General features: G+C 48.3%; 24 protein-coding genes. 12 read left to right on the top strand and 12 right to left on the bottom strand.

The window, feature by feature from the left end:
• Both ACLQ3M_RS08325 and ACLQ3M_RS08320 read left to right on the top strand, forming a co-directional pair.
• Positions 1 to 351, top strand: coding sequence for a cupin domain-containing protein (locus tag ACLQ3M_RS08325; RefSeq protein WP_411677236.1), 351 nt, complete (start codon positions 1 to 3; stop codon positions 349 to 351).
• Positions 352 to 371: 20 nt separating this feature from the next.
• The gene (locus tag ACLQ3M_RS08320) at positions 372 to 866 is read left to right on the top strand and encodes an ureidoglycolate lyase (RefSeq protein ID WP_411677235.1); all 495 of its coding nucleotides are present in this window, start codon (positions 372 to 374) and stop codon (positions 864 to 866) included.
• On the opposite strand, the gene ACLQ3M_RS08315 is transcribed toward ACLQ3M_RS08320, so the two are convergent.
• The 3 genes from ACLQ3M_RS08315 to ACLQ3M_RS08305 are packed head-to-tail and all read right to left on the bottom strand — an operon-like array spanning position 863 to position 2,559.
• A complete protein-coding gene (locus ACLQ3M_RS08315; protein WP_411677234.1) occupies positions 863 to 1,045 on the bottom strand; it encodes a hypothetical protein in 183 nt (60 codons plus the stop codon). The two genes, ACLQ3M_RS08320 and ACLQ3M_RS08315, sit on opposite strands and share 4 nt — an antisense overlap.
• Before the next feature lie 5 nt (positions 1,046 to 1,050).
• On the bottom strand, positions 1,051 to 1,875 hold the full coding sequence (locus tag ACLQ3M_RS08310) for an EFR1 family ferrodoxin (protein WP_411677233.1): 825 nt from the start codon (positions 1,873 to 1,875) through the stop codon (positions 1,051 to 1,053).
• Positions 1,876 to 1,884: 9 nt separating this feature from the next.
• On the bottom strand, positions 1,885 to 2,559 hold the full coding sequence (locus ACLQ3M_RS08305) for a cyclic nucleotide-binding domain-containing protein (protein WP_411677232.1): 675 nt from the start codon (positions 2,557 to 2,559) through the stop codon (positions 1,885 to 1,887).
• 131 nt (positions 2,560 to 2,690) lie between these two features.
• Between ACLQ3M_RS08305 and ACLQ3M_RS08300 the strand changes: the two genes are divergently transcribed.
• The 4 genes from ACLQ3M_RS08300 to ACLQ3M_RS08285 all read left to right on the top strand — a co-directional run bounded on the left by ACLQ3M_RS08300 (position 2,691) and on the right by ACLQ3M_RS08285 (position 4,932).
• The gene (locus ACLQ3M_RS08300) at positions 2,691 to 3,113 is read left to right on the top strand and encodes a DMT family transporter (protein WP_411677231.1); all 423 of its coding nucleotides are present in this window, start codon (positions 2,691 to 2,693) and stop codon (positions 3,111 to 3,113) included.
• Positions 3,114 to 3,129: 16 nt separating this feature from the next.
• Positions 3,130 to 3,630, top strand: coding sequence for a DMT family transporter (locus tag ACLQ3M_RS08295; RefSeq protein WP_411677230.1), 501 nt, complete (start codon positions 3,130 to 3,132; stop codon positions 3,628 to 3,630).
• A gap of 137 nt (positions 3,631 to 3,767) precedes the next feature.
• A complete protein-coding gene (locus ACLQ3M_RS08290; protein ID WP_411677229.1) occupies positions 3,768 to 4,232 on the top strand; it encodes a LytTR family DNA-binding domain-containing protein in 465 nt (154 codons plus the stop codon).
• Positions 4,222 to 4,932, top strand: a complete 711-nt coding sequence (locus ACLQ3M_RS08285; RefSeq protein WP_411677228.1) for a LiaF transmembrane domain-containing protein — start codon at positions 4,222 to 4,224, stop codon at positions 4,930 to 4,932. Before ACLQ3M_RS08290 ends, ACLQ3M_RS08285 begins: the two co-directional genes overlap by 11 nt.
• 174 nt (positions 4,933 to 5,106) lie before the next feature.
• On the opposite strand, the gene ACLQ3M_RS08280 is transcribed toward ACLQ3M_RS08285, so the two are convergent.
• Positions 5,107 to 6,936 carry an ABC transporter ATP-binding protein gene (locus ACLQ3M_RS08280; protein WP_411677227.1) on the bottom strand — a complete coding sequence of 610 codons (1,830 nt, stop codon included), beginning with the start codon at positions 6,934 to 6,936 and terminating at the stop codon, positions 5,107 to 5,109.
• Positions 6,936 to 8,750 (bottom strand): ABC transporter ATP-binding protein, encoded by a 1,815-nt coding sequence (locus ACLQ3M_RS08275; RefSeq protein WP_411677226.1) that lies wholly within the window; start codon positions 8,748 to 8,750, stop codon positions 6,936 to 6,938. The genes ACLQ3M_RS08280 and ACLQ3M_RS08275 overlap by 1 nt, the downstream gene beginning before the upstream one ends.
• Positions 8,751 to 9,552: 802 nt before the next feature.
• Here ACLQ3M_RS08275 and ACLQ3M_RS08270 point away from each other — a divergent pair.
• Both ACLQ3M_RS08270 and ACLQ3M_RS08265 read left to right on the top strand, forming a co-directional pair.
• Positions 9,553 to 10,812 (top strand): SLC13 family permease, encoded by a 1,260-nt coding sequence (locus tag ACLQ3M_RS08270; RefSeq protein ID WP_411677372.1) that lies wholly within the window; start codon positions 9,553 to 9,555, stop codon positions 10,810 to 10,812.
• Between the two features lie 22 nt (positions 10,813 to 10,834).
• The gene (locus ACLQ3M_RS08265; RefSeq protein WP_411677225.1) at positions 10,835 to 11,284 is read left to right on the top strand and encodes a hypothetical protein; all 450 of its coding nucleotides are present in this window, start codon (positions 10,835 to 10,837) and stop codon (positions 11,282 to 11,284) included.
• Positions 11,285 to 11,461: 177 nt separating this feature from the next.
• Here the strand turns inward: ACLQ3M_RS08265 and ACLQ3M_RS08260 are convergent, their stop codons facing one another.
• From ACLQ3M_RS08260 to ACLQ3M_RS08250, 3 genes are all read right to left on the bottom strand, one after another.
• Entirely contained in the window at positions 11,462 to 13,060 is a 1,599-nt protein-coding gene (locus tag ACLQ3M_RS08260) for a DUF6056 family protein (protein WP_411677224.1), read from the bottom strand.
• A gap of 156 nt (positions 13,061 to 13,216) precedes the next feature.
• Positions 13,217 to 14,443 carry an MFS transporter gene (locus tag ACLQ3M_RS08255; RefSeq protein WP_411677223.1) on the bottom strand — a complete coding sequence of 409 codons (1,227 nt, stop codon included), beginning with the start codon at positions 14,441 to 14,443 and terminating at the stop codon, positions 13,217 to 13,219.
• A 102-nt stretch (positions 14,444 to 14,545) separates the two neighbouring features.
• Positions 14,546 to 15,763, bottom strand: coding sequence for a methyltransferase domain-containing protein (locus tag ACLQ3M_RS08250; protein WP_411677222.1), 1,218 nt, complete (start codon positions 15,761 to 15,763; stop codon positions 14,546 to 14,548).
• 342 nt (positions 15,764 to 16,105) lie between these two features.
• On the opposite strand from ACLQ3M_RS08250, the gene ACLQ3M_RS08245 reads away from it, so the two are divergent.
• Positions 16,106 to 16,753 carry a TetR/AcrR family transcriptional regulator gene (locus ACLQ3M_RS08245; RefSeq protein ID WP_411677221.1) on the top strand — a complete coding sequence of 216 codons (648 nt, stop codon included), beginning with the start codon at positions 16,106 to 16,108 and terminating at the stop codon, positions 16,751 to 16,753.
• Positions 16,750 to 17,967, top strand: a complete 1,218-nt coding sequence (locus ACLQ3M_RS08240; protein WP_411677220.1) for an alpha/beta hydrolase family protein — start codon at positions 16,750 to 16,752, stop codon at positions 17,965 to 17,967. The genes ACLQ3M_RS08245 and ACLQ3M_RS08240 overlap by 4 nt, the downstream gene beginning before the upstream one ends.
• 337 nt (positions 17,968 to 18,304) lie before the next feature.
• On the opposite strand, the gene ACLQ3M_RS08235 is transcribed toward ACLQ3M_RS08240, so the two are convergent.
• The 3 genes from ACLQ3M_RS08235 to ACLQ3M_RS08225 form a co-directional block, all read right to left on the bottom strand.
• Positions 18,305 to 18,901, bottom strand: a complete 597-nt coding sequence (locus tag ACLQ3M_RS08235; protein ID WP_411677219.1) for a hypothetical protein — start codon at positions 18,899 to 18,901, stop codon at positions 18,305 to 18,307.
• Between the two features lie 204 nt (positions 18,902 to 19,105).
• On the bottom strand, positions 19,106 to 19,444 hold the full coding sequence (locus ACLQ3M_RS08230) for a hypothetical protein (RefSeq protein ID WP_411677218.1): 339 nt from the start codon (positions 19,442 to 19,444) through the stop codon (positions 19,106 to 19,108).
• Positions 19,428 to 20,330, bottom strand: a complete 903-nt coding sequence (locus tag ACLQ3M_RS08225; protein ID WP_411677217.1) for a DUF4417 domain-containing protein — start codon at positions 20,328 to 20,330, stop codon at positions 19,428 to 19,430. Before ACLQ3M_RS08225 ends, ACLQ3M_RS08230 begins: the two co-directional genes overlap by 17 nt.
• A 438-nt stretch (positions 20,331 to 20,768) precedes the next feature.
• Between ACLQ3M_RS08225 and ACLQ3M_RS08220 the strand changes: the two genes are divergently transcribed.
• Both ACLQ3M_RS08220 and ACLQ3M_RS08215 read left to right on the top strand, forming a co-directional pair.
• Positions 20,769 to 21,383 carry a TetR/AcrR family transcriptional regulator gene (locus tag ACLQ3M_RS08220; RefSeq protein WP_411677216.1) on the top strand — a complete coding sequence of 205 codons (615 nt, stop codon included), beginning with the start codon at positions 20,769 to 20,771 and terminating at the stop codon, positions 21,381 to 21,383.
• Positions 21,384 to 21,440: 57 nt separating this feature from the next.
• A complete protein-coding gene (locus ACLQ3M_RS08215; RefSeq protein WP_411677215.1) occupies positions 21,441 to 22,385 on the top strand; it encodes a ketopantoate reductase family protein in 945 nt (314 codons plus the stop codon).
• A gap of 601 nt (positions 22,386 to 22,986) precedes the next feature.
• On the opposite strand, the gene ACLQ3M_RS08210 is transcribed toward ACLQ3M_RS08215, so the two are convergent.
• Positions 22,987 to 24,381 (bottom strand): DUF4417 domain-containing protein, encoded by a 1,395-nt coding sequence (locus tag ACLQ3M_RS08210; protein WP_411677214.1) that lies wholly within the window; start codon positions 24,379 to 24,381, stop codon positions 22,987 to 22,989.
• Positions 24,382 to 24,510: the final 129 nt, after the last annotated feature.

Genomic DNA, 24,510 nt, shown 5'->3' with positions numbered 1-24,510 from the left:
ATGTACATTGTTGACGAGAAAGACAAAGAATACCGTTTCGGCGACAGCGGCCCCAAATACCTGATGAAAGGTCCCCGAATGAACCTCGCGATTGTTCAGTTTCAGCCTAAACAGGATTTCAAAGCCCACTTTCACCGCATCATGGAAGAAAATTTTTATATTCTGGAAGGCGAGGTCGACATTGTCGTCGACGGAGTCGTAAACCATATGAAGCCCGGCCAGTTCATTCACATTGAGCCCAACGAGGTACACTACTGCATCAACAACTACGATCAACCGGTCAGGATGGTCTCTACTCTCGCGCCGTTCCAGGAAATCGACAAAGTGGAAATCGACAATTATACCTATTAACAGGCACGGAGGTCTTTACCATGAAAACGATCCATGCAGAACCCATTACCGCGGAGAACTGGGCTCCGTACGGTTACCTTGCGAACATCGCGAACCCGGACGGAGCCTACGCCTTGGGCGGGGAACCGGTCGCGTTTCACCGGGACATGGCGCTGGCGCCCATGGCGAGCGCCGCTCCCGCGGCATTCGGCTCGCTGAAGGTCGGCAAGCGGCCGATGGTGATTGAGGATGTGGAATACCACTCCTTTACCGTTGAAGTCATGATGCCGATGGATGACGACATGGTGATTTACGCCGGTCCCGCCAACAGCGGAACGCCGGAGCCGGAGAAGCTGAAAGCTTTTGTTGTTCCGGCGGGTATGCTGGTTGTGTTCCGCGCCGGCGTCTGGCACGGCGCGCCGTACCCCGTCGATTGCGACGGCACCGTGCTGATCTGCCTGCCGGAGCGCACTTACCTGAACGATACCAAAAAGGTCCTTCTGGAACCGGCAGACAGGATCGCCGTGGAAATTTAAACGCGCAGTAACAAAAGCACCGAACGCGATTCATTCGCGTTCGGTGCTTTTGTTTCCGCGCAATTTTCAGGCGCGTTCCGGCGGTTTCTTTTGAAGAAGCGGCATCCCTTCGCGTCGCGGACGTCGTACCCGAAAAAATCGGCGCGCTGTCCACGGTGATCGCCGAAATCATCCGGCAAAGCACTCAATCCTCCCGTTCGAGCGGATGAAACCGCCCGTCCGGGCCTTTCCACCGCATTTTGCCGACGGTTCCCGTTCCAATCTGAATGGCGGCTTTCGGGCACTGATGAACGCACCTCATGCAAAGAAAGCAGGAACCGTCAAAGTGAACGCCCTCTTTTGTCACGCGGATATTGCCCGCCGGGCATATTTTTTCGCAGAAGCCGCAGCGGACGCAGTTTTGATCCGCGTGGAATTTCGCCGTCATCCATTTCTCCAGCGGCGCATAGGCCAGCCGGAAAAGCCCGTTTGCCGCGGCCCCCGTTATTTTTTTGGGAATCCGCTTTCCCTGCAGGCCGCCGTCCCCTGTTTTGCCGGCATCCGCCAGAATGACCTCCGACAGCCGGTCCAGCGGCTCGATGCGGCTGAAGTCCCGGTCGTACATTTTCTTCGCGGCACGGGAATCCGGTTTCAGAAAAGCCAGACCGTCCGAACCGGGCATGCCGACGTCGGCCCATCCGAGAATTTTGTATCCTGAATCCCGCAGCAGATCCGCCGCGTTTTTCAATGCATTCCCGGAATAGAATCCTTTTGTGCAGAACAGATAGGCTCCTTTCCTGGCCGTTAAAGCGGCCGCGGCAAAAAAGCGTTTGATGATTTCGGGGGCGTCACAGGCATAAACGGGAAATCCCGCGACAAGAAAGTCGTAATTTTCAGCTTCTTTTGCCGGGAGGCGTTCCACAGAACGCAGGTCCACGTGATTCCCCGGCTGTTCCAGGCGCTTTTTCAAATATTCCGCGCAATAGCGGGTGTTTCCGGTCCCGCTGAAATAAGCGATGAGAATTTTCATTTTATCTCCTTACTGCCGGTAAACATTTCCGGCAAGGGCTTCAAGAGCGACGACGTCCTGAATCAGATATGACGATTCTGTTTTTTTCAGCATTTCTTTCTCACACAGGACCCGAAATGTTCTCAGAAGATGCCTCAGGCTGCACCCCAAATATTCCGAAAGCATCGTGTAATTAGTGGAAAACGCCCCGTTTTTCTGCATGGTCAGGATATATCCCGCCACCCGCTGTTCCAGCGGATACATCAGGTTAATGGCCAGATTCAGGTTGCTGCGCCCTGCTTTCGCACCGATTTCGCGGAGAACAAACCGCAGAAAAGCATTGTCCGAAAGCAGACTCTCGCGGTGTTCGGAAACGGAAAACGCCATGCAATAGACGTCCGTCAGGGCCTGTACGTTCGTCTTCGCGGCGGGGTCGCCGAAAAGCTCAAATTCCCCCAGCACCTCGATTTTCTCATACCGGCAAAGCAAAACGTTCTTTCCGTTTTCCAAAGTTTTAAACACCTTGCAGCTTCCCGCCAGAAGAATCAGGAGATCCCCGGAGTCGTCGCCCTCGCGATACAGATATTCCCCCGCCCGAAACACGCAAAGGCGCATCCACGCGGAGACCTGTTTTGAAAAGCTCCGCCGGATGGATTCCGCCTTCGCGGCGATCTCCGGCGCCTGTCCCGCTGTTATAAATTCCATCGTAAAACCTCCTTTCCTGCCGCCGAACCGGGGCCGTTTTTTCCTGAAAATCGGCATGCAATGACATCCGTCATCACATTCCGGAAAAATCCGTGTGATAATAGGTTTTATCTTATGGGAGGGGATTTGCTGTGACTTTTCTGCTTTTGCTTTTGGGCGGGATCTGTTTCGGACTGATGGTAAGCCTCAACGGTCTGCTGGCTTCTTATTTAAATATATTTGAAATCAGCCTCTTTGTCCATATGATCGGCGCAATTCTTTTGCTGGTTGACCTGATTGCGGTGAAAAGGGAAAAGATGAAACTGTCCGGAGCGCCGGTTTACGTCTATTTTGTCGGGCTGCTGGGGGTTGCCCTTGTCGCAACCAGCAGCCTCAGCACCGCGCATATCGGCGCCGCCGTCACGATGTCCTTTGCGGTCACCGGCCAGCTTGTCACCTCCGCGGTGATCGACCACTTCGGCTGGTTCCACACTCCTGTCAGCCGGTTCCGGTTTGCCCGCGCGCCGGCTTTCTGCATGATTCTCGCCGGACTGCTGCTGATGGTTGTTTCATGAAAAGGAGGAACGCTTCGTGATACTTTACCCGGTTTTGGCCCTGCTGAACGGTATTGCCGCCACGATCAACAAAATGGTGAACCTTCAGGCAAAAAAATCGCTTGGAACGGTCAACGGAACCCTCATTAATTATCTGGAGGGAACCGTCTTTTCCCTCATCTTGATTTTCGCAACGGGAGACCTCGGGCCGGACCCGGTCTCCCTCTTGAAAGCGGTTCCCCCGCTTTACCTGACGGGCGGGTTCTTTGGGCTTTTTTCCATGTTGCTGATTCTGAACGGAATGATGAACGCAAAAATCTCCTTTTCAACCGTCGTCGTACTGATCGGCCAGCTTGGGACGGGATTTCTGATCGATTCCGCCGTATCCGGAAAAATCGCGCCATTGAAACTTGCCGGCCTTTTGCTGATCACGTTTGGGATCGTGACGGACAGCAAAATCGCAAGCGGCAAGAAAGCGGAATCCAGCCCGCAAAAGCCGCAAAAAACTCCGCGGGGTGCTGGCCGTCGGGCGCGGTAAGCCGATCCATCGCCGCGGTAAAAGCACCTCTTGCCGCCAAAAAATCACCGGTTACCCTCAAAAAAGCAACCGGACGCCCGATTCCTCTTTTCATCCTGCCTCAAAGCCGCTATACTGGTTGCATAAGGGGTGGTACGATGAAGGTTCGGATCGAAGTGACCGACAATCTGAAGGAAGACGAAGTACTGATCCGCTGCGGCCGCGTGGATGAGTCGATCCGGAAGATTCACCAGTTTATTCTGGAGCAGTCGCAGTCGGGGCCGAAAATCACCTTTTACAAGCAGAATCAGGAATACTACTTTCCTCTGGAAGACGTCCTTTTTTTTGAAACGGAGGGCGACCGCGTTTACGCTCATACGGCGGACGACGCGTATTTCATCAAATACCGTCTGTACGAGCTGGAGCAGATGCTCCCCCGCAGCTTCGTGCGGGCCGCGAAATCAACCATTGTCAATATCCGGCAGATTTATTCCGTCACGCGGAATCTAACTTCCTCCAGCCTGGTTCAGTTTTCAAACAGCCATAAACAAATCTACGCGTCGCGGTTTTATTACAGGGAACTGCGGCAGCGCCTGAGCGAAAGGGGAAACAATGAAACATAGAAATTGGTTCTGGGGCATTTTCTTTCTGGCTGCGGCGATTTTTGTGATCGCCAGCCAGATCGGCGCGTTTATCCAAATCGGATTCTGGAGCGTTGCGGCGACCGTCCTGCTTGCCGCGGTTCTCATCAGCAGCTTAACGGACCTGAACTGGTTCGGCATGTTCATTTCGATTGCGCTGCTTTATCTGATCTATCAGCAGCCGTTTCATCTGGTTGTATTTTCTTTCTGGCAGCTCATGGTGGCGGCTTTGTTCGCCTCCATCGGGTTCAGCATGATTTTTCACAGCCGCCGTCATTACTGGGGCTGGTGTCACCACGGGTGGGACGGGGACTCGCATCCCCGTTCGGAGGAAAACATCGACGGCAACGAGATTCTTGTGAAAACAAGCTTCAGCGAATCCTGCAAATACCTGCATTCCGACAGTTTAAAAAGCGCGAATCTGTCCTCGTCGTTCGGCAAGCTGAGCGTGTACTTCGACCAGGTTCAGCTCAGCCCGGAGGGCGCTGAAATCCGTATTGACGAAAGCTTTGGCGAGATGGTTCTTTATCTTCACAGGAACTGGCGCATTGTCGACCACGTCCACGCGGCGTTCGGCGCAGTAAACAGCGACAGGAACGACGTGCAGGCCGAGCCGGGCGCGCCCGCCGTCACGCTGACCGGCAGCGTTTCGTTCGGAAACCTGAGCATCCGTTACGTGTAAAGGCTTTCCGCGCAACGGGGCTGTTGCAAAATGAACTTGCGATAGCAAATTGCACAACGGAATAGCCCTCAAAGCAAGAAAATGCGTCTTGAAACGGCTGACAGAGCCAGATCAAGGCGCATTTTTTATTTTTTATCAAAGCTGTTTTGCAACAGTCCCGTTAAATTGGGGTCTTTATTCCGCCTTCAGCAAACCCATTGCCGACTCTTCGGCGAACTGGCGGCTGTACAGCGTGTGGTAATACCCCTTCATCCGCAGAAGCTCCTCGTGCCGGCCCCTTTCAATAATCTTGCCGTCCTTCACGACCAGAATCATGTCGGCGTGCCGGATGGTTGAAAGCCGGTGCGCGATGACAAAGGAGGTGCGCCCCTGCAGCAAATGAGAAATCGCCGCCTGAATCAGTTGTTCGGTTCTGGTGTCGATCGAAGAGGTCGCCTCGTCCAGAACAAAGATCGCCGGGTCCGCGAGAACGGCCCTTGCAAACGAAATCATCTGTTTTTCCCCGGTGGAAAGGCGGTCCCCGCCCTCGCCGACGACGCTGTCAAACCCGTCCTCCAGCTTTTCCACCACCTTGTCGGCGCTGACGGCCTCGGCGGCGCGCAGCACTTCCTCATCGGTGGCGTCCAGCCTGCCGTAGCGGATGTTCTCCCTGACCGTGCCCGAAAACAGATGGGGGCTTTGAAGCACATAGCCGATGTTGCTGTGCAGCCAAAGCTGGCTGCGCTCCCGGTAATCGCGCCCGTCGATCAGGATCTTCCCCGCGGTCGGTTCAAAGAAGCGGCAGGCCAGATTCACCAGCGTGCTTTTGCCCGCGCCCGTTTCCCCGACGATCGCGACCGTGGTGCCCGCGGGAATCGTCAGGCTGAAATGGCTGAGCACATCCTCGTTCCCGTCCGGATACCGGAAGCTGACGTCCCTGAATTCGATATTCCCCTTGATGGGCTCCCAGTTTTCCGTGCGCGGATGAAACAAATCCCCGTATTTTTCGGCAACCTGCGGCGATTCGACGATTTCGGGCTTTTGGTCCAGCAGTCCGGTGACGCGCTCAATATTCGTCTGCACCGAAATCAGCTCCGAAAAATTGCCGGCAAGGTGCTGAATCGGCTCAAAGATTCCTACGGCGTAGGCGGTAAAGGCGGAAAGCGTGCCAAGCAGCATCCCGTTTTGCAGCACCAGATTCCCGCCGCGGTCAAGCACCAGCGCCGTCGCGACCGAGCTGAGCAGAAGCACCAGCGAAATATACACCGCGCCGAGGCGCGCGGCGCGGATGGAGGAAACCTTCATCTCCCGGGTAATCTCCGTAAAATCCCGGTCGTTCTTTTCCTCAATCACCAGGGTTTTTGAGGTTTTCGCACCCATGATGCCTTCGTTGAACGCGCCGGTGATGCGGGAATTCGTCTTACGCACCAATCGGTTCCAGTGCAGGATTCGGTTCTGAAAATACCAGGTCAGCAGCACGATGGCCGGCACGACCAGAATGACGATCAGCGCCAGCCTGACATTCAGCACCAGCATGGCGCCGAAAACACCCAGAACGTAGACGGACGCCCACAGCATGTCGAAGACATTCCACGCCACCAGGTCGGAGATCCGGTTGGTGTCGCTCATGACGCGCGTCAGGATATAGCCGACCGGCGTTACATTATAATAGGAAAATGAAAGGGTCTGCAGATGGACGAAGCATGCCCGTTTCAGGTCGCGGCCAAGGTTCATGTCGATTCGCATGGAGCCACGGGTGAACAGAATCACGCTGACTGTCTGCAGCGTAATCGTGACCGCGTAGACAAGGGCGAACAGCGGCAGCCCGTTGATCGTGCGCGCTTCGATAAAATGGTCGATGGCATACCGCTGAAACAGCGGCAGCAGGATATCCACCAGGGCGCAGAAAAGGTTCAGCACGCAGACCATGATGACGGTTTTGCGGTAGGGCTTTAAATAGGGAAGAATTTTTTTCCAGATTTTCAGGTCAAAGGCGTTGCTGTACTCCTGTTCGTCATAACCCATTATCCGACCTCCTGTTCCAGCAGCGACCGGTCGCCGCTGCTCATCTGAATATCATAGATTTTTTTATAGATTCCGTTTTTGCGCAGCAGCTCCTCATGGGTGCCGATTTCCTCCACGGTGCCGTCCTCCAGCACCAGAATTTGATCCGCCTGCATCAGCGTTGTAATCCGGTGGGAAATCAGGATGACCGTCGAATTCCCCAGATTCTCTTTCAGGGCCTCGCGGATTTGCTCGTCGGTTTCGGTATCCACGGCGGAAAGGGAATCGTCGAACACCATAATGGGCGCCTGCTGCATCAGCATGCGCGCAATCGCCACGCGCTGCTTCTGCCCGCCCGAAAGCGTAACTCCGCGTTCCCCCACAATGGTTTCATACCCGCTGCCGAAGCCATCGATCGCGCTGTCGACGCAGGCGATCTGCGCTGCGCCGCGCACCTCTTCCAGCGAGGCGCCGGGCCGGGTCGCCCGGATGTTTTCCTCAATGGTTCGGGAAAACAGAAACGGTTCCTGCAGCACGATACCGATATTCCTGCGCAGCCATGAGCGCTGAATTTTGGAAATGTCCGTTCCGCCCACCGTGATGCTGCCGCACTCCGGCGGAAGATCGTACAGCCGGTCGAGCAGATGCATCAGCGTCGACTTTCCGCTGCCCGTTCCGCCCAGAATGGCAAACGTGCTGCCTGCGGGAATCGTAAAATCGACGTCCTTTAAAATGGGCTTCTGCCCTTCATAGCAGTAATTGATATGATGGAACGCAATGTCCCCGTTCATGGGCGGGCGCAGAGCGTCCGCGCCGTTTTCTTCTTCCTCCGCGGCCAGGATATCCGCCACGCGGGTTACGGAAACGCCCGCCTTGCTCATTTCGGACAGGATTCTGCCGAGCCCCCTGACGGGCCAGATCAGCGTGGTGTTGTAAGATATGAACGCCAGAAATTCACCCAGCGTAATCCGGCCGTTGACCGATTCCATAACACCGGCCACGATTACACAGAGGATTTGAAGTCCGGTGATCAGGTCGCCGAGCCCCCAGTAGGTGCTCAGCAGTCCGCCCAGCCGAATCCAGAGGTTCGCGAAACGGTCGTTGCGTTCGTCGAAGCGGTCGATTTCGTAGCGCTCCCGGCCGAACGCGCGCACCACGCGGACCCCCGTTAAGTTCTCCTGTACCGTGGACGACAGTTCCCCCTCGGCTTCATCCGCCTTGCGGAACCGCCTGGCGATTTTCGAATAGAAAATGCAGGAGTACAGCAGTATTAGCGGAATAAAGGCCAGGGCGACAAGCGAAATCGTCACATTCATGGAAAACATGATCGAGATGGAGAGAAGCACCAGAAACGCGGTGCGAAACACCTCAAGCATCTGATTGCTGACGAAATTGCGGATCACGTCCACGTCCGACGTGCAGCGCTGAATGATTTCCCCTGTCTGGTGCTGGTTGTGCCAGCTGTACGGCAGACGCTGGATATGGAGAAAAAGACGGTCCCTCAGGCGTTTGATAAAAGCTTCCGATCCGTTTGCTACTCCGGTGCGGCTTAAGTAATTGCAGACGCCCGAAAAAACCGCGACCGCAAGAATAGCAGCCGCGAACAGCAGCAGGCTCCGCGCCGGGTTTTCACGGGCAGGGCCGGAATTCAAAATGCCTGTGATGAAGCCGGGAAGATCCTCGGTCTGTTCTCCCGTAACAAAATCGACCGCAACCCGCACAACCTGCGGAATCAGCGAATTCAGCGTCGTGTTCAGGATGCTGAAAACCAAAGCGACGGCAAAAAAGCCGACGCTTTTTCTTAAATAATGCCAAACAAGCGCTTTGCTCTTCATACTCTTCTCCTTCAATAAAATCCCTTATGGGCAAAATAAAAAAGCATCTCTGCCCGTCAGAGATGCTTTACCGCCATATTTTTACGCCGTTTTTACAGGAGAGCGCAAAAATCCTATCGCAAACGGGAGGCAGGCAAAAACACTTCCGACAAAAGGCCGAAACGAACCTTACGCGCAAAGTTAACTGCGATTAACTCTCTCATTTTGCCTGCCTCCTTTCTTCATTTAGAATTACAATGCACCTAGTATAACCCATATTTTTCTATCTGTCAATTCCTATTTGATTGCTGCCGCTTTCCGGGTCTAGCACCCATGATCTCTCCAAAAGTGCCGGGGAAGTACGGGCCGGCTTTTGTGTATTTTGACGGTTCGTGAAACAATTATCAATTTTACCAAAAATAAAATATATTCGAGCAAATAATAAAGCGATAGTCACGAATGTTCTGAAAAAGCCTTTACAAACCCATTTTGTATTGTTATGATGGTCACATTAGGTCAAATTTACAAAAAATCGCTCTGAACATGAAGATTTTTAGATGGCAGATGAAAGTGTGTTCTGAATCAATCGGGAACTTCTCGCTCTAAAAGTATTCACTGCGTACTTCATTCGGTTTGAGATAAAAACAGACGTCAGGGGCCGCGGCACTGTTCAGCCTGCGATTAAACTCTATGCCATCGGAGTCTTCTCCTCTTCATGGGAGTACCCGATGTTTTTTTATGTCTTCCCCGTTGTTTCGGAGAGCTGTTGGAACGATTCCAGGTGAATTTACAAATCATGGAATAAGGAGTCTTGTCTATGCAAATGATTGCCTCTCTCACGATTTTTGTAATTGTCATGGCACTGGTGATGAGTGAAAAGGTAAATCGAACGATCGCTGCTCTGGTTGGTGCAAGCCTCATTCTGATTTTAAAAATTATGACGTTCAGCGAAGCTCTGAATTACATTGATTTTAACACTCTGGGCGTGCTGGTCGGCATGATGATTATCGTCGGAATCGTGAAAAACACGGGAATATTTGAATACCTTGCCATTTTTGCCTCCAAAAAAGTCAAAGGCGATCCCTGGAAAATCATCCTCAGCCTGAGCGTGATTACGGCCGTCATTTCCGGAATTCTGGATAACGTAACGACCGTGCTGCTGATTGTGCCGATGACGTTCGTCATTACGGACACTCTCGAGCTGGACCCGATTCCCTTTTTGATTCCGGAAATCATTTCGTCCAACCTGGGCGGAACGGCGACTCTGATCGGCGACCCGCCGAATATCATGATCGGAAGCGCCGCCGGGCTGGGCTTTGTAAACTTTATCGCAAACCTCGGGCCCATCGTCGTCGTTATTTTCGCCGTCACCTTCTTTATCCTGTATTTGCTGTTTCACAAGCAGCTTGTCATCAGCGAGGAAAAGAAGCAGGAAATCCTTCATTTTAACGAAAAGAAATCGATTAAAAATCTTTCGCTTCTGAAAAAGTCTTTGTTCGTCCTCGGGCTGGTGATTCTGGGGTTTTTCTTTCACGAGCAGCTGGGCTACCCTTCCGCCCTGGTCGCGTTGAGCGGCGCGGCGCTTCTCTTGCTGCTGAGCGGAGAAAACGTCGACGAAGTGTTTTTGAACATTGAATGGCCGACGCTGTTCTTCTTCGCGGGGCTGTTCGTGCTCGTCGGTTCTTTGGAAAAGGTCGGCGTCATCAACGAGCTGGCGACCGTCATTGTTCATGCGACCAAGAACAATCTGCTTCTGACCGGAATCATCATCGTCTGGTTCTCCGCACTGGCTTCTTCCATGCTGGACAACATTCCCTTCGTGGCGACGCTGATTCCTCTCATTAAGGCCATGGGGACCCACGGGATGCACATCATGCCGCTTTGGTGGGCGGTTTCCCTCGGCGCTTGCCTTGGCGGCAACGGAACCCTCATCGGCGCCTCCGCAAACGTGATCGTCGCGGGGCTTGCGGAAAAGCACGGATACAAGCTGACCTTTTCCCGGTACCTGAAATACGGGTTCCCCCTGATGATCGTATCAATTATTTTATCGACCATCTATCTTATTGTATTTTATCTGATATAATAGAGTCGGGGGGTGTTTATCCATGAATAATATGTCTGCAAATCAGGAAGAAATCGACATGATGTTGACGCAGATGGGGGCCGACGTGACGAGCCTGCATGGAATCATCAGTTTTATTCGTTTCAATTTGGATCAGACGGAACTGTTCTACGTGTACAACATCAACGCGAAAAACCAGTATTTTCTTCAAATGGTGAAACCCTATCCCGCGGCCGCGGGCGTTTTTTCGAAATCCCAGGCAATGGTCCAGTACATTAAAAACGACATCAAACAGTTTATAAACGCGAGCAACAGCAACGTGTTCCAGGAGTTTATCGCCGTAAATCAAAACCTTTACGACTCAATACAAACGATCAAGGACGTTTTTATGACCTATAACGTGCCGAAAGACAAAATGCTGGAGATCAAGGAAAAGGCCGGTGAGATTTCCGCCGTGCTCGACGAGATCAAAAACACAAGCTCCGTTCTTTGACGCGATTCGCTGTCATAAAAAAGGGGCTGTTGCAAAATGAATTTGCGATAGCAAATTGCACAATGGAATAGCCCTCAAAGCAAGAAAATGCGTCTTGAAACGGCTGACAAAGCCCGATCAAGGCGCATTTTATTATCAAAGCTGTTTGCAACAGTCCCTTTTTAGCTCCCGGGCTCGTCACTTCAGCGGGTGAACCACCGCCCCGCGCCCGGCCTTTGCTTTCGTATATTGGATTTTCACGGAGTCCGGAAGTCCGTAGTATTTGCGGATCGCTGTTTCGTAGCTGCGGGGCCTTTTGTCCGGCTTAAAAATATACGTCACGTTGCAGAACGTCCAGTCAAACCGATTGTAATCGATCAGCACGGTGCTCCGTTCGCCCTGCCGCGCTTCGAACATCTGCCGCTCAATGTCCGCCGCCGCCGCGCCGTTGATCACGGCGCCGCGCGCGATGCAGGCAAACGAAACGATTCCGATCAGAATCAAAGCGCCCTGCAAAAGGCTCGCCCGGCGAACGGCGCCGCCGTAATCCCACAGAACGCAGAAGATCATTAAAAGCGCGAGCGCATACAAAGGCATCCTTGCCCGGCCGCTGCTGGCTGTCGCCACCGCCGGAATCGCCTGGGACGCCCACATCCCCACATACAGGACCGGCAGATAAGCGCGGCTTCCCCCTCCGCCGGGGTCTTTCTCCTGTGCGAACATCAGCAGCGCCGCGAAAATCAGCAGAAGATACAGGATCCAGTAACAGATCAGCGCGGCCTCCGCCGTTTGCTGAAAGCGGCTGCTCTGCGTTTCCTCCGCCGGCAGGGTCAGCATCGGGAAACGCATGCTCCAGCTCAGCGGCGTCAGCAGCGCGCCGAAACAAAGATACAGCTGAACGAACGCGCCGGGCTTCCCGTGCCTGGACCGGCGGGAAAGCAGAAAAACCGCCGTAAGGCCCATCGCAATCAGCCAGGGCCATTCCTCGTTCACGAGCGGGACGAAATAGCTCATGAAATTATGAAGAAAAGCCGCCTTTTCGCTTTGCTCTCCGTTTTCCTGCTCCATGCGGAAATAGGCTCCCGGCGCCGTCAGCATGAAAACAAGCGCCCCGGCGCACAGCGCCGTCAAGATTCCAAAATAGACCAGCTCTTTTTTCGTCCGGTCCTTTTTCAGATAGCAAAGCGCTGCAGCGCACATCCCCAGCAGCATTGTTGTGACCTGCTCGTGCAGCAGGGCCGCGGCAACAAAGCATACGGGCGATATCCAGTGAAAAGCTCTCGGCAGGCTCCGTCCGCGCAGGCTGCTGTAAAAAGGCAGAAAGCCCACCAGCATCAGCAGAAACGGATAGATGTAATTGGCCGAGCCGTCCAGCCAGAGGAAGGCGTCGGAAAAAAGCCGGGACGACATGGGCAGCAGTCCGGGAAACACCGCGCACACGCAGGCAAGCAGCGCGCTTCGCCGGTCCGCGCTTCCCTCCGGCCGAAAGGTCCCCCTGACGTAATAAAAAAAGGTGAGTGAAATTCCGGTCGCCGCCAGCGCAGTCGTTACCTGCCAGACGCGCATGCCCGTCATCAGGAACACGCCGGCAAGCAGATTTCCCATTCTGGCCCCGCCGTAAGTATAGTAGTCCAGATACTCGTTCCAGATTCTGGGGAAACTGCCGCCGTTTACACTGAACCGGTAGTCGTCTCCCTGTAAAAAAGTATAAGAATAAATCACCAGCCAAAAGACAAGCGACATCAGAAAGGGCGCGTAAATCAGAAAACGCCCCGAGTTCTTTTGTCCTTCGTTCATCTTGAATCTCCTTCTCGGGTTTGGTAATTATTTACAGAACGATTCTGCCCCGCCTTCCCCGGGGATATTCCAAAATAAAAAATCCCCCGCTGCCTTTTCGGCAGCGGGGGACGGCGATTCTTGATGAATTTGCGCAATTCAGAGCAAAGGGTCTCCTTATTTCCGCTTCACCGCGGAATAGAGGACAAACAGCAGGATTCCTCCGCAGAAGGGCAGGAAATATGCCGGGAAAATTTCCATCATGACTCCCGACAAAATATAACCGGCCGGGGTAGCTATTTTAACCGCGCTGATGCTGAGGCTGAGGGAACGCCCTCTGAGTTCCTCCGGCACCCGGGTCTGAAAATGATTGATGAACGGAATATCGATCAGGGAAACGGCAAAGCCGGAGCAGGCCAGCACAAAGGCATAGTAAGGAATCAGTAAAACCGGAGCAACGTGGTCACTGAAAACCGGGAGGGCTCCGAGCAAAACCAGGCAAAGGGCACAGAAAGCTCCGGAAATCCTCATCAGTTTTCCGTACGACATCATACCGGTGATCTTTCCGACCAGCAGGGCGCCGACAATCATGCCGACAGGCGAAAAACACTGAACCAGTCCGAATGCTTTCGGGGACAGGTGAAAAACATTGTTTAGGATGTATGGAACGGGTACGGAATAGCACAACGCAAGAAAGAAATTGACTGTTACGAAATTTCGCAGGGAGCTTTTGATCCAATCCGATTTCTTTATGTAATCGAATCCCGCCGCGAGCTCCCGCTTGAAATCGAATCCGGAGTTTTGAGGCGTAAGGTGATTGTAAAGACGGAAATCGATCAGGCACTCGGTAACGGTTGAAAGGAAAAAGGCGATTCCGTTTAACAGGACAAAGTACCGTATCTCCATCGCGGCATAAAGAACGCCCCCCAAACCGGGGCTGACAATGCCTGCGGCAGAGTCGACAATTTTCCCGATTGAATTGACAGTTAAAACATGGGGTCCCGAAACAAGATTCGGGACGGCGGAGTCCATGCAGACATTATAGAGCGTCTGAGAAACGGCAAGCAGCAGGGTTGCGGTGTAAATGTCAAAAAGCGTAAGGCCGTTTCCGGCGGCAAAAAACAACCCGGCAAACAGAAGCCCTTGGAAAGCGTCGGTCAGGACCACAATAATTTTTTTATTGAACCGGTCCGCAAGGACTCCCGCAAACGGACCGATCAGGACAGCCGGCAGGATCTGCAGCGAAAGCGTAACCGCGAACGACAGACCGGACCCCGTCATTTTCAGGACATACAGTCCCATTGCGAACGTATAGACGGAAGACATCAGAACAGACGTGCTTCGCCCCAGAAAGAACATCACAAAATTAAACCGTTCGTGTTTTTGAATCCAAGCCGATCTCACAATAGCGCCCCCTCTTATGCGCTCATTGTAAGACGTGGTGCCGACTCGGCGTCAAGCACCCCGGGACGCCGATTGCTGCGGCAAAAATACAAAAAGGTCGGGTCAACCCAACCTTTTTCCAACAAAACCGTATGTCAGAACCTTTTCCCCGTTTTGAAAGTAATTTTCATAAATTCCGCCTTTGGCAACGACGTCCGAAAGGTAATCCGACTGCTTCAAAAACCCCAGTTCCTCAATTTTCCTCGCGACCGGGCCAACTCGAAAGTTTTCCCGGCAGTCCACCGGGACCAGGCTGTCTGAGCTGAAATTCCGGAAGATGATATAGGAGCCGAACAGAGCGGCGTCTTTTTTAAAGTATCGTTCCATGGAATTTAAAAGGAATTCGCTGTGGTCAAAACCATAATTGCTGCTTCCCGCGAAGTCACAGATAAGATCCGCGGAACGTTCCGCCAGAGGAAGCTCCAGAAAATCACAGCAAATAAAGAAAATTTCCTTTTTCTTCTCCGCTTTTTCCAGAATCTTTTTGAGCGAAAGCAGGCTGCTCCTGTTGCAGTCAACGGCGATGTACACCGTGTTTTCCGGCAGGTCATCATAAATCCGTCTTAATAGAAAACCGCTTCCGCTGCCCAGTTCCAAAACAACTTTTTCCGAAAGGCCCTTAAAATCAATCTTCTGAACCGTCCACTCCAGAGTTTTATAAACATGATTCAGATATGCAGCGTCCGTATGCCGGATGTAGGACAGGGGCTCAGGAACCCGGTCTTCGCAGACAGCCTTATCGGGATTTACGAAAAGGATGCCGTCCTGAATCGAGTATTCAACTCCGCAGCTGCATTTGAGCGTTCCTGACAGGATCATATTGTCCTCTACGGCGGCTTCTTTCAACAGGAGGGGGCCGCCGCAGCGGTGGCAGCAAAGAAGGCGCAGCCAATTCAGGCTGATTCCCATTGGGAATGGCTTTGCTTCGCGTTTCCCGTCCAATTTTTGAAGCTCGTCTTCCAAACAGGATTTTTTCCTGTTAAGAGCCTCTATTTGCATTTTTATCTTTTCATGCTTGCCTTTAAAAATGTTTTGATAATATTCCTCCTGCTGAAAAGAGGTCATTTTTCCAAGATGCTTCACGATGAAAATATCTTTAATCTCCAGAAGAGTAAATCCAAGTGACTTGAAATACAGGATTTCTTCAAGATCCTTCTGGCATGACAGGTCGAATTGGTATTGCTTCCCTATTTTTTGCGGGATCAGTAATTCAAGGTCTATATAATGCCGGATCGTGTCAATACTGACCCGGTTGTGTCTTGCAAACGCGCCAATTTTCACACCGCATCACTCCCTAACCGTTGTCCCATAAGCTAGATTCATTATAATGCCTCCGCGCGGGCTTTACAACTCACGGGGATTGTCTCTTCACGAAACGAAGTCATTTACAGTGCCCTGATTGTTTCACTCCGGTCATGGCATTGCAAATTCTGACGGCCGCCGGCGTGAGTACGAATTGGACACCCACGATCTCCCCAGCTTTTGATCCGTCTGCAACGGCAATGTAAAAAAGCTACTGCTTTTACACTTCTCGAACTTTCAGAAAAACAATTAGTGCTATTGACAGAGAAGAAAGACCATGCTATATTAATGACTGACGTCATTCATTTAAGGAGGACAATTATGTCGAGGCCACCGGTGATTCGCAGAGAAGATCTGCTCAAAACAGCGCTTACATTATTCCGAAAGAACGGTGTGGACCACACTACTGTCAGCGACATTGTAAAGGAAGCGCACGTGGCACAGGGAACTTTTTATAATTATTTTCGGTCAAAAGATGATATATTTGCCGCAGTGCTGGAAGCAGTAACCAAGCACACCCTTGAAGAAATACAAAAAACAGCGGATCGCAACGATATCGGCCCGGTTGAAAAGCTGAATCTGCTAACGCAGCAGGACTTTCGGATGAACCGCCAGAATGACAGCCTGTTCGATGTTCTGCACGAGAGTCAATACGCCTATGTTCACCAGAAATATATCGTGGGTCGAATTCAGGCACTGCATCCGATTTATGAAAAACTGATACGGCAAGGTGTCGACGAAGGATATTGCAATACGCCTTACCCAAAAGAGGCGGCGCTTTATCTCCTGACGGCGACAAAATTCGTGTTTGACCCTGCTTTTTTTGCTTTCAGTGAAGAAGAAATGATCGAGATGGCGCAAGCAGTATCCGACTTTTCGGAACGAATTCTTGGGGCGAAGCACGACCCGCTTCGGCAGCAGGATTGGAATCAAAATATACAGCATTATTTTGGAGGCGATATAAAATGAAAATCAATATTGAGAATGAGCAGTTGTCGTTTCAGGCACTCAGGATGCTAAGCGAAGTGTCGTCGGGGCAAGCTGATGTGAATGAAGTCCTTGACACCGTGAAAAACATCAAGGGTGACTATGAAAGCTGGTACGACGAATGGACAAAAACAGCGAACAGAGTTCGCCAAATTGCCGATGATTTCTTGGCATGCGGTTATCCCGTCAGCGCATCCGAAACCTATTTGCGGGCATCCAACTATTACCGTGCCGCAGGTTTTTATCATGGAGTTCTAACCGTAGAAGGGTGCGACGCCCAAACAAAAAGAAAACTGGAGCAACTGGACACATTGGCTTTGGAATGTTTTTCGAAGGTGATCCAGTACGGAGGTACCTCCATTGAGCCAGTAAAAATCCCCTATGAAAACACGACTCTTCCCGGCCATTTTTACAAGGCTTCCCCTCAGGATTATAAAGCCGCGCCCACACTTATCATGATTACCGGCTACGACGGCACAAAAGAAGAATTGTACGGCAATGCGGTTGCTGCCTTAAAGCGCGGCATGAACTGCCTTGCGTTTGAAGGTCCGGGTCAGGGAGAGATGATTCGAAAAAGAGGCATCCCTTTCCGCCCGGACTGGGAAAAAGTTGTAACGCCGGTTATCGATTATCTGATTGAAACGCTGAAGGTCTGCCCGGAAAACATTGTATTATGGGGTGAAAGTATGGGGGGCTATCTGGCCCCGAGAGCGGCGGCTTTCGACCATCGGGTTGCTGCCTGTGTGGCAAACAGCGGCGTCTATGATTTTATGGGCAGCCACATACCGGGTGGAATGACCAGGGACACTTGTTTTAGAGCGATTGCCGAAGCATCGGAAGCACAGGTTGATGCCGTTATGCGGAAAATAATGTCTGAGCATCCGCAGGTCGACTGGGCACTTAAACACGGGATGTATGTGTTCCGCGCGGAAAGCCTGAAGAACTTTTTCTTAATGGCAAAAGAGTATTATCTGGATGGGATTGCGCAGCAAATCGAATGCCCAACGCTAGTGATTGACAGCGAAGACGAAAACAATTTTCCCGGACAGGCAAAGCTGCTTTATGAAGCACTCCGTTGCCCCAAAGATTACCTGCCGTTTACAAAAGAGCAGGGAGCAGCCGCACACTGTCAGCAGGGAGCCAAAATATACGCAAACGGCTGCACCTTTAACTGGATAAAAGACCATCTCAGTTGAAATTCTGCAACCTGAAATCCGCATCGTTATCTGATATGATTAGCTTCCTCTTCGAATGTGATACCCGCCACGAAAGCCGAAACAAGAAAAAATCCATGCGTCGACTAGAATCCTGACACATGGATTTTTTCTGAAAATTCAATTACACTTCACATCACAATCTGAACCGACCCCGTAAGCCCCAAGCAAAACCCATTTGAGCTAATATGTAAAAGGGAAACCAGCAAAGCCAGCATTCATGCCGCTTTCCGGGCTTTTTGGTTGGTGCGGGTGATTCGGCGACTGAATGAATCATCAATCAATCTATATTTGTTTAACAAAAACCTTTCGGTGCCTATTAATTCCATATTTTAGATATCAATTTAATCGCTATCTTTAATAAAGAAGAAATCGGTGATTCCTGAGTTTCCTTACTAAAGTCAAAGTATGTATTGATAGAATTACTAACATTATTAGATTTATCTATCTGGCAAACATTTAAGTTTTGCTTTATTTTATCTTCGTTTTCGTTGTCTTCATTTTTTTCATAAAAACTATAGTCTCGATTAATAGCATACTTATAGTTTCTATAATTATGATTACCCAAAAGCTTTAGTATCAATTTGATTTCAGAATCAGCTCTTATGGATACAGTAAACATGTGGAGCATAAAGTCTCTGTGCTTTAAAATATAATTTCTATAAGCATATAGATCCACTTCATTATCAGCTTGTAAAAATAGATTAAAATCTATAGCTAATAACCGTTTCTGGACTATTTCAGGTAGGGTATAAAAAGCTGCTTGTAGATTTATTGTATTTTCATTCAGATCTGCACTAGCTAGGGTTTTTTCTGGTAATATTCCTCCGTTAATAAAATTCAATAATGAATTGTAGTAGTTATTAAAACTTTCTTGAAATGTTTCAACATCATGTTTTATAACTGTCTCATCCATATTATAATTCCCCCAAATAATAATTAATAATAATAAAATCACCTAAAATTTTATGCAGGTTCAAAATAAAAATCATTTGAACCTGCATGCTCAATTTTTGGCTTCAGGCCTATAAATTTGCTTAAAATCCCGTGCAAGTTAAGACAAGTGATTCGAAGGCAAAATGAATCACCCAAAGGTCCATTTATTCGACAACACTTTGCACTATTTGAGAGAGTAATAAGCGCGCTTAAAATCGTCATAGGAAAAATCTCGAATCAAATTTTCAAGCTCAAATCCAAATTCATCGTTATAAAATTGTAAAAATAGTTTCGCCGCCTGATAGCCCACATCAACATCGTCTACCTCTCTTCCCTTAGCGGTTTTGGCAAAGCAGTCGCAGAAGTCGTCGTAAGCGGCCGGGTCCGCAGATATTGTGTCTTTGAATAAAAATGGATTTAGGTCGCCTAGTAACGAGCCAACAGAATCAGAAGGATGGGCTGAATAATAAGCGTCGATCACATAGAACATGGATAAATAAGCTTTCTCAGATAATGTATGCATAATTTTTACCTCCTGGTTTTATTGGACTATTAAAGCCAGTATTGGGATCCCACGTTTTCGGAGGGTTATTGACTCCACCTTCTCGAATGATCCCCTTACGCGTTTCGACCCAAATTTGGCTTCCATCACTTTGCAATCTAGAATACCATCTGTTTCCAAATTGATCGGTTCCCATATAATTGCCCTTATCGTTTGCAACACTTGAAAGCAATGCCCTATTTGCCTCTGTATCCGGAATATGGCCCTTACCATTTCTAAAAATATGCTTGAGTTGTGAATTGTTTTTGGGAAGCGAATTCCTGCCACCTGCCATACCGCCTCCCTTGATGGTGTAAAATCTAAAATCTTTTGTATTTAAGTGATTGGTTTCCGCGTAATCAACTGCAAAGATGTTGCCTTGCATCTCTTTAAAAGGAATACCGAAGCAAATAATGGCGCTGGGCTGTATGCGTTTCAACATCTCCGTATAGCCCTGCAAAAACAATGTTTTTTCTTTTCGCATTCCTATGGTTGATACGGCCACGATGGAACCCTGTTCTAAACCGTCAAAGCAAAACCAGAATGTATTTGGTTCCCCCCATACAAGCGATGGAATAACTTTAAGCCCTTTCAATTGAAAATATGCTCCGCACCATCGGTTCCGAAAAGTGTTATATACCTTCAATGCGAGCGGCATTTCTGTATAAAGGCTAAATTGCGGAGATAATACGGCTTTGTACTTCCGAAGTCGTTCAATTCGAGGCTCGGGATCTTTCCACATCACCTCGAACTTATAATCGTCCAGAAAAAAATGGACAATCCGATTGAAACTTTCCTCGTTGAGTTTATCATATCCTATCAAAGCCAGATCATCAAGAGGGATGTCTATCTTTTTTATGATAGGCATTTCAAAGAATCTGCGAGTGCACGGGGATGCGCAGGGCAAAGTCCGCACTACATAGTTTCCGCCATCTGAATGCTTCTTTGACGAGCGTTATCGACATCAAGACCGTATCAATTGCGCTCGGGCACACGCAGCTTCTACTACCACGAACATTTATGCCCACACCTTTTCCAAGGTGCAGGTTGACGCATCGGAAGCCATCGCAAAAACGCTGCCATTGAGATCGCATGCTTAAGTAAAAAACAATAATTATTATAGAAGCTCAAAGATGATAGTCAATATGTTTTAGAGCTGAAGCTCTAGATATATTGACTTTGTCAATTTTTGTGATAATATCTAGAGTGGAAGCTCAATAAAATGGTTAATTAAAGAAGTTGTGTTATGTCTGCTTAATCAGCAGGTATCACAAGTGATCTATGAGATTTAAAAGGAGTCGTTTGTTTGAAACAGGATAGGAAGTTATATAAGCCAAAGCAAAAGAGAGGCGAAGCAACAAAAAATAAAATTTTGGATACGGCCATGAGGCTTTTTTGTCAGGATGGTTATTACAATGTCAGTACGAATGAAATAGCCCAGGACGCCAATCTATCGATTGGAAACTTATATTTCTATTTCCCTAATAAAGAAGAAATCTTCTTGCAAATATTAAATCGCTATTATATGTCTTATGTGAAAATTCATGAAGCATTCCTAAAAGAAATGGATGCTTTGGACGGTGATCTGACCAATTTTCTTCATCGACTTTTAATGGCTATCCTTAAACTCCATGAAGATTCATTGGAACTTAACCGCGAAATTCGGGTATTAAGCTTGTCAAATGCTAGGGTAAAAATCATTGTTCAAAAGCAACAGGAAGAGCTGAAAAAAATAGTCATCCATTATTTCAAAATATACAAGTACAAAATTAAAGTAAAAGATATCGAAGCGGCTGCCGAAATTACATTTATATTATTTGATTCACTGATTGATCAAATAGCTTTTTCAGAAAACCTCATTGAAAGAGACCGTCTGATCTCAGAAACTTTGAATGTTATAAAGCAGTATCTGTTGAAGTAGCAGATTAAAAAATCATTGAATATGTCACTATTTTAGCGGCAGAATGGAGATTACGATATGAGAATATTGATTTATGGTGCGGGAGTAATCGGAAGCATTTTTGCAGGTAAACTTTTTTCATCGGGGAACGACGTTACAGTACTTGCAAGGAATAACCGATTTGAAGCTATAAAAAGAGATGGATTAAAATTAAAAAACAGAAAGGATAAGAAAATCGAGTCATACCATGTGAATGTCATAAATGAATTACAAGGTGATGACATCTATGATTATATCTTAGTAGCAATGCAATTCCAGCAAGTAAATGATATATTGCCGGTTTTGAAAAACAATAAAAGTGATAATATTGTCTTCTTTGTAAATAATCCATCCGGTTATGACAAATGGAAACAATATTTAGGGAAAAGATTGTTAGTAGGATTTCCAGCATGCGGTGGGGAAGCCATTAATGGTATCACAGAATATTACATTGTGAAAGGTTTGCTGGGAAAATATCAGATCACTACATTTGGTGAAGTCGATGGAGCACCCACCGACCGACTACACGCAATTGTTCAAACATTTAACGCTTCAGGCATTCCGTCCGTTATTTCAAATAATATGGATTGCTGGCAGAAAACTCACGTAGCAATCATAGTTCCCGTCGCGAATGCAATCTATAAAAATTCAGGAAAAATAAAAGGATTAGCTTCTAATCATTCCGATCTGAAATTAATGATTCGGGCTATCCGAGAAGGGCTAGATTCACTCAAACAATTAGGCTATACAGTTGAGCCAGCCAGCTTAAACCTATTTTATATGCCTATTCACTTATTATCCTTGATTTACGCAATTGCATTTAGAAGCGAGATTGCTGATATGAGCATGGCCCGGCATGCAAATAAAGCGAAAAACGAGACCTTGGAACTGCAAAATGCATTTGAGTCATTAATAAAGGAAACAAAAACTTATAAAAATGACATATATATATTGGATCGGTGCAGTAAAGAGCAAACCATGTGAATTTTAACAAAGTAAAAAGTTAAGTTATTTTTCTTGGAGTATTAGAATTATATTAAAAATTTGAGCCATGACACAATATATAGATATCCCCGTAAGCGCCAAATAAATCCCATTTGAGCCAATATGCAAAAAAAGAAACCCGAAAAGCTAGCATTCATGCCGCTTTCCGGGCTTTTGGGTTGGTGCGGGTGATTCGACGGCTGAATGAATCAACAAAAGAGCCCATTTGTTTGATCAAACACCTCGAATTATTCAAGAGAGTGATAGGTGCGATAACAATCTGGAAGTCAATTATCAAACAAGTTTTTCACAAATCCCCGATTATAACGTTCTATCAATAATTTCCGCCTGTGTAATAATATCTCGCAGTCTGTCTCCACCGACTCTATATTCCATAAGATCATCAACGGTATCGTAAACTGTACTGTCTTCTTCCATGCCGTTACTCGGTCCAGCCGAAAATTTCATTTTTTCGTTCGGCCAGACTGAACTGATGGTATACTGCTTTTGAACTCGCTCAGGGTTTTGAATTGATAGGCATCTTCATTAACCGTCAATTTCATAGAAATTTGCCCCTCCTATGTAAAATCTAAAGTTTTCGTTAAATCGTCCGGTAATCAACATCTATTTCCCTAATAATCCGGCGGAGTTTTTTCCCATCAATGATGTACTCCAAAAGCTGCTCCGACGATGGATACAGCCTCTCACTATCGCTGTTATTCATTTCCCAGATGGAAAACAGTCCTTTTGGCGTTTTTCCAACTCCATAGGTTTTTCCCTGATAATTAAATTCTATTTCCCCACCACGATCCACGCACCACTTAAAATCACTTACGCCCTGAAATTGATTTTCCTCATGGCTATTTGAATTTACAACTGTCATCAATCTATACTCCCTTTTTGCTTTGAACTCCGGAGCTCCGCCAGGATAGTCGTTCGAAAAGTAATTTTTTTGATTAACTAAGTGTGGTGAACCCTTCGACCAATCCACTTCATGATCATGCGGATTTGAATGATATTTGGAATTAGGTCTGTCCGTGTAATGCCTTTCCCGAACTGCCCGTCCATCTTTGCCAATTTTAGTACTCACCCTTATTTTTGATCTTCCTATATAAGTAGTCTTTATTTCTCCGGGTTTTCCATAAAACCGTTTTTCCTCCTCGTTATGAGGAATCCAAGTTCCTCCGTAAGCGCTGCCCATTCCTGTTTGGATAATGGTATTATAGTTCTCATTATTTTCATTTACAACATATCCGCTTTTGATAATGAGATTGCTGCCGACCGGAAGGGGTTCCTCTCCACAGATATACTTTGCGTATTTGGATGGTATGTATGAGCCTTCATTCATGTACTTCCATGAACTGCGGTCATAGTCGACAAACACGATATCGCCCTGCATCTCCGGAAACGGTTCATTATAGCAAATGATTTTTTCTGGCTCGATCCGGTGCAACATTTCGTTGTAGCCCTTGAGAAAAAACTCTTTCTGGTCCTGACGGTTGTCGTGTTCCGATACCATATAGGTGGAAACCGCAACCGTGGAGCCCTTTTCGATTCCGTCAAAGCAGAACTCAAACGTATTTTCGTTTCCCCAACTGACGGTGGGAACGACGCGAATCCCTCTCGACGCAAAATAGGCTCCGCACCAGCGGTTTCGGAATGTGTTATAAAGCTGTAAAACCGGAGTCATTTCGATATACATGCTGAAATCCGGGGAAAGCACCGCACGATAGCATTTCAGCTTTTCCAGATCGGTAACGGGATTTTTCCATACACGCTCAAATTTGTAATCGTACAGAAAAAAATGAACCATTCGGTTAAAGTGCTTTGTATCATTTGTGCTGATTTTATCAAATCCAATGAGAAGCAAATCATTAAAATCATCCGAGTGAATTTGAAATTTTGGAATAACCGGAATTTGCAGTTTCCCTTTCCCTTTAAACTGATTGCGAAGGAAAAGAGGACTCGTGCGATACTTAAAATTTTCTTCGGTCATCTTGTCGCCTCCTTTATAATAGGAAAACATCCTTTCGCTTAACCCGCAAAGACAAGTGAAAGTTTCCCTCAAGAGAGCAACTTTTTAAAAATAAATTGAAAACTTCCATAACCTTGGACGTGATCACCT

This window comes from Caproicibacter sp. (assembly GCF_046707225.1).
Classification (GTDB): Bacteria; Bacillota; Clostridia; order Oscillospirales; family Acutalibacteraceae; genus Caproicibacter.
Note: the sequence above shows the minus strand (reverse complement) of the source record. Positions and strands in the feature narration are given on the sequence as shown.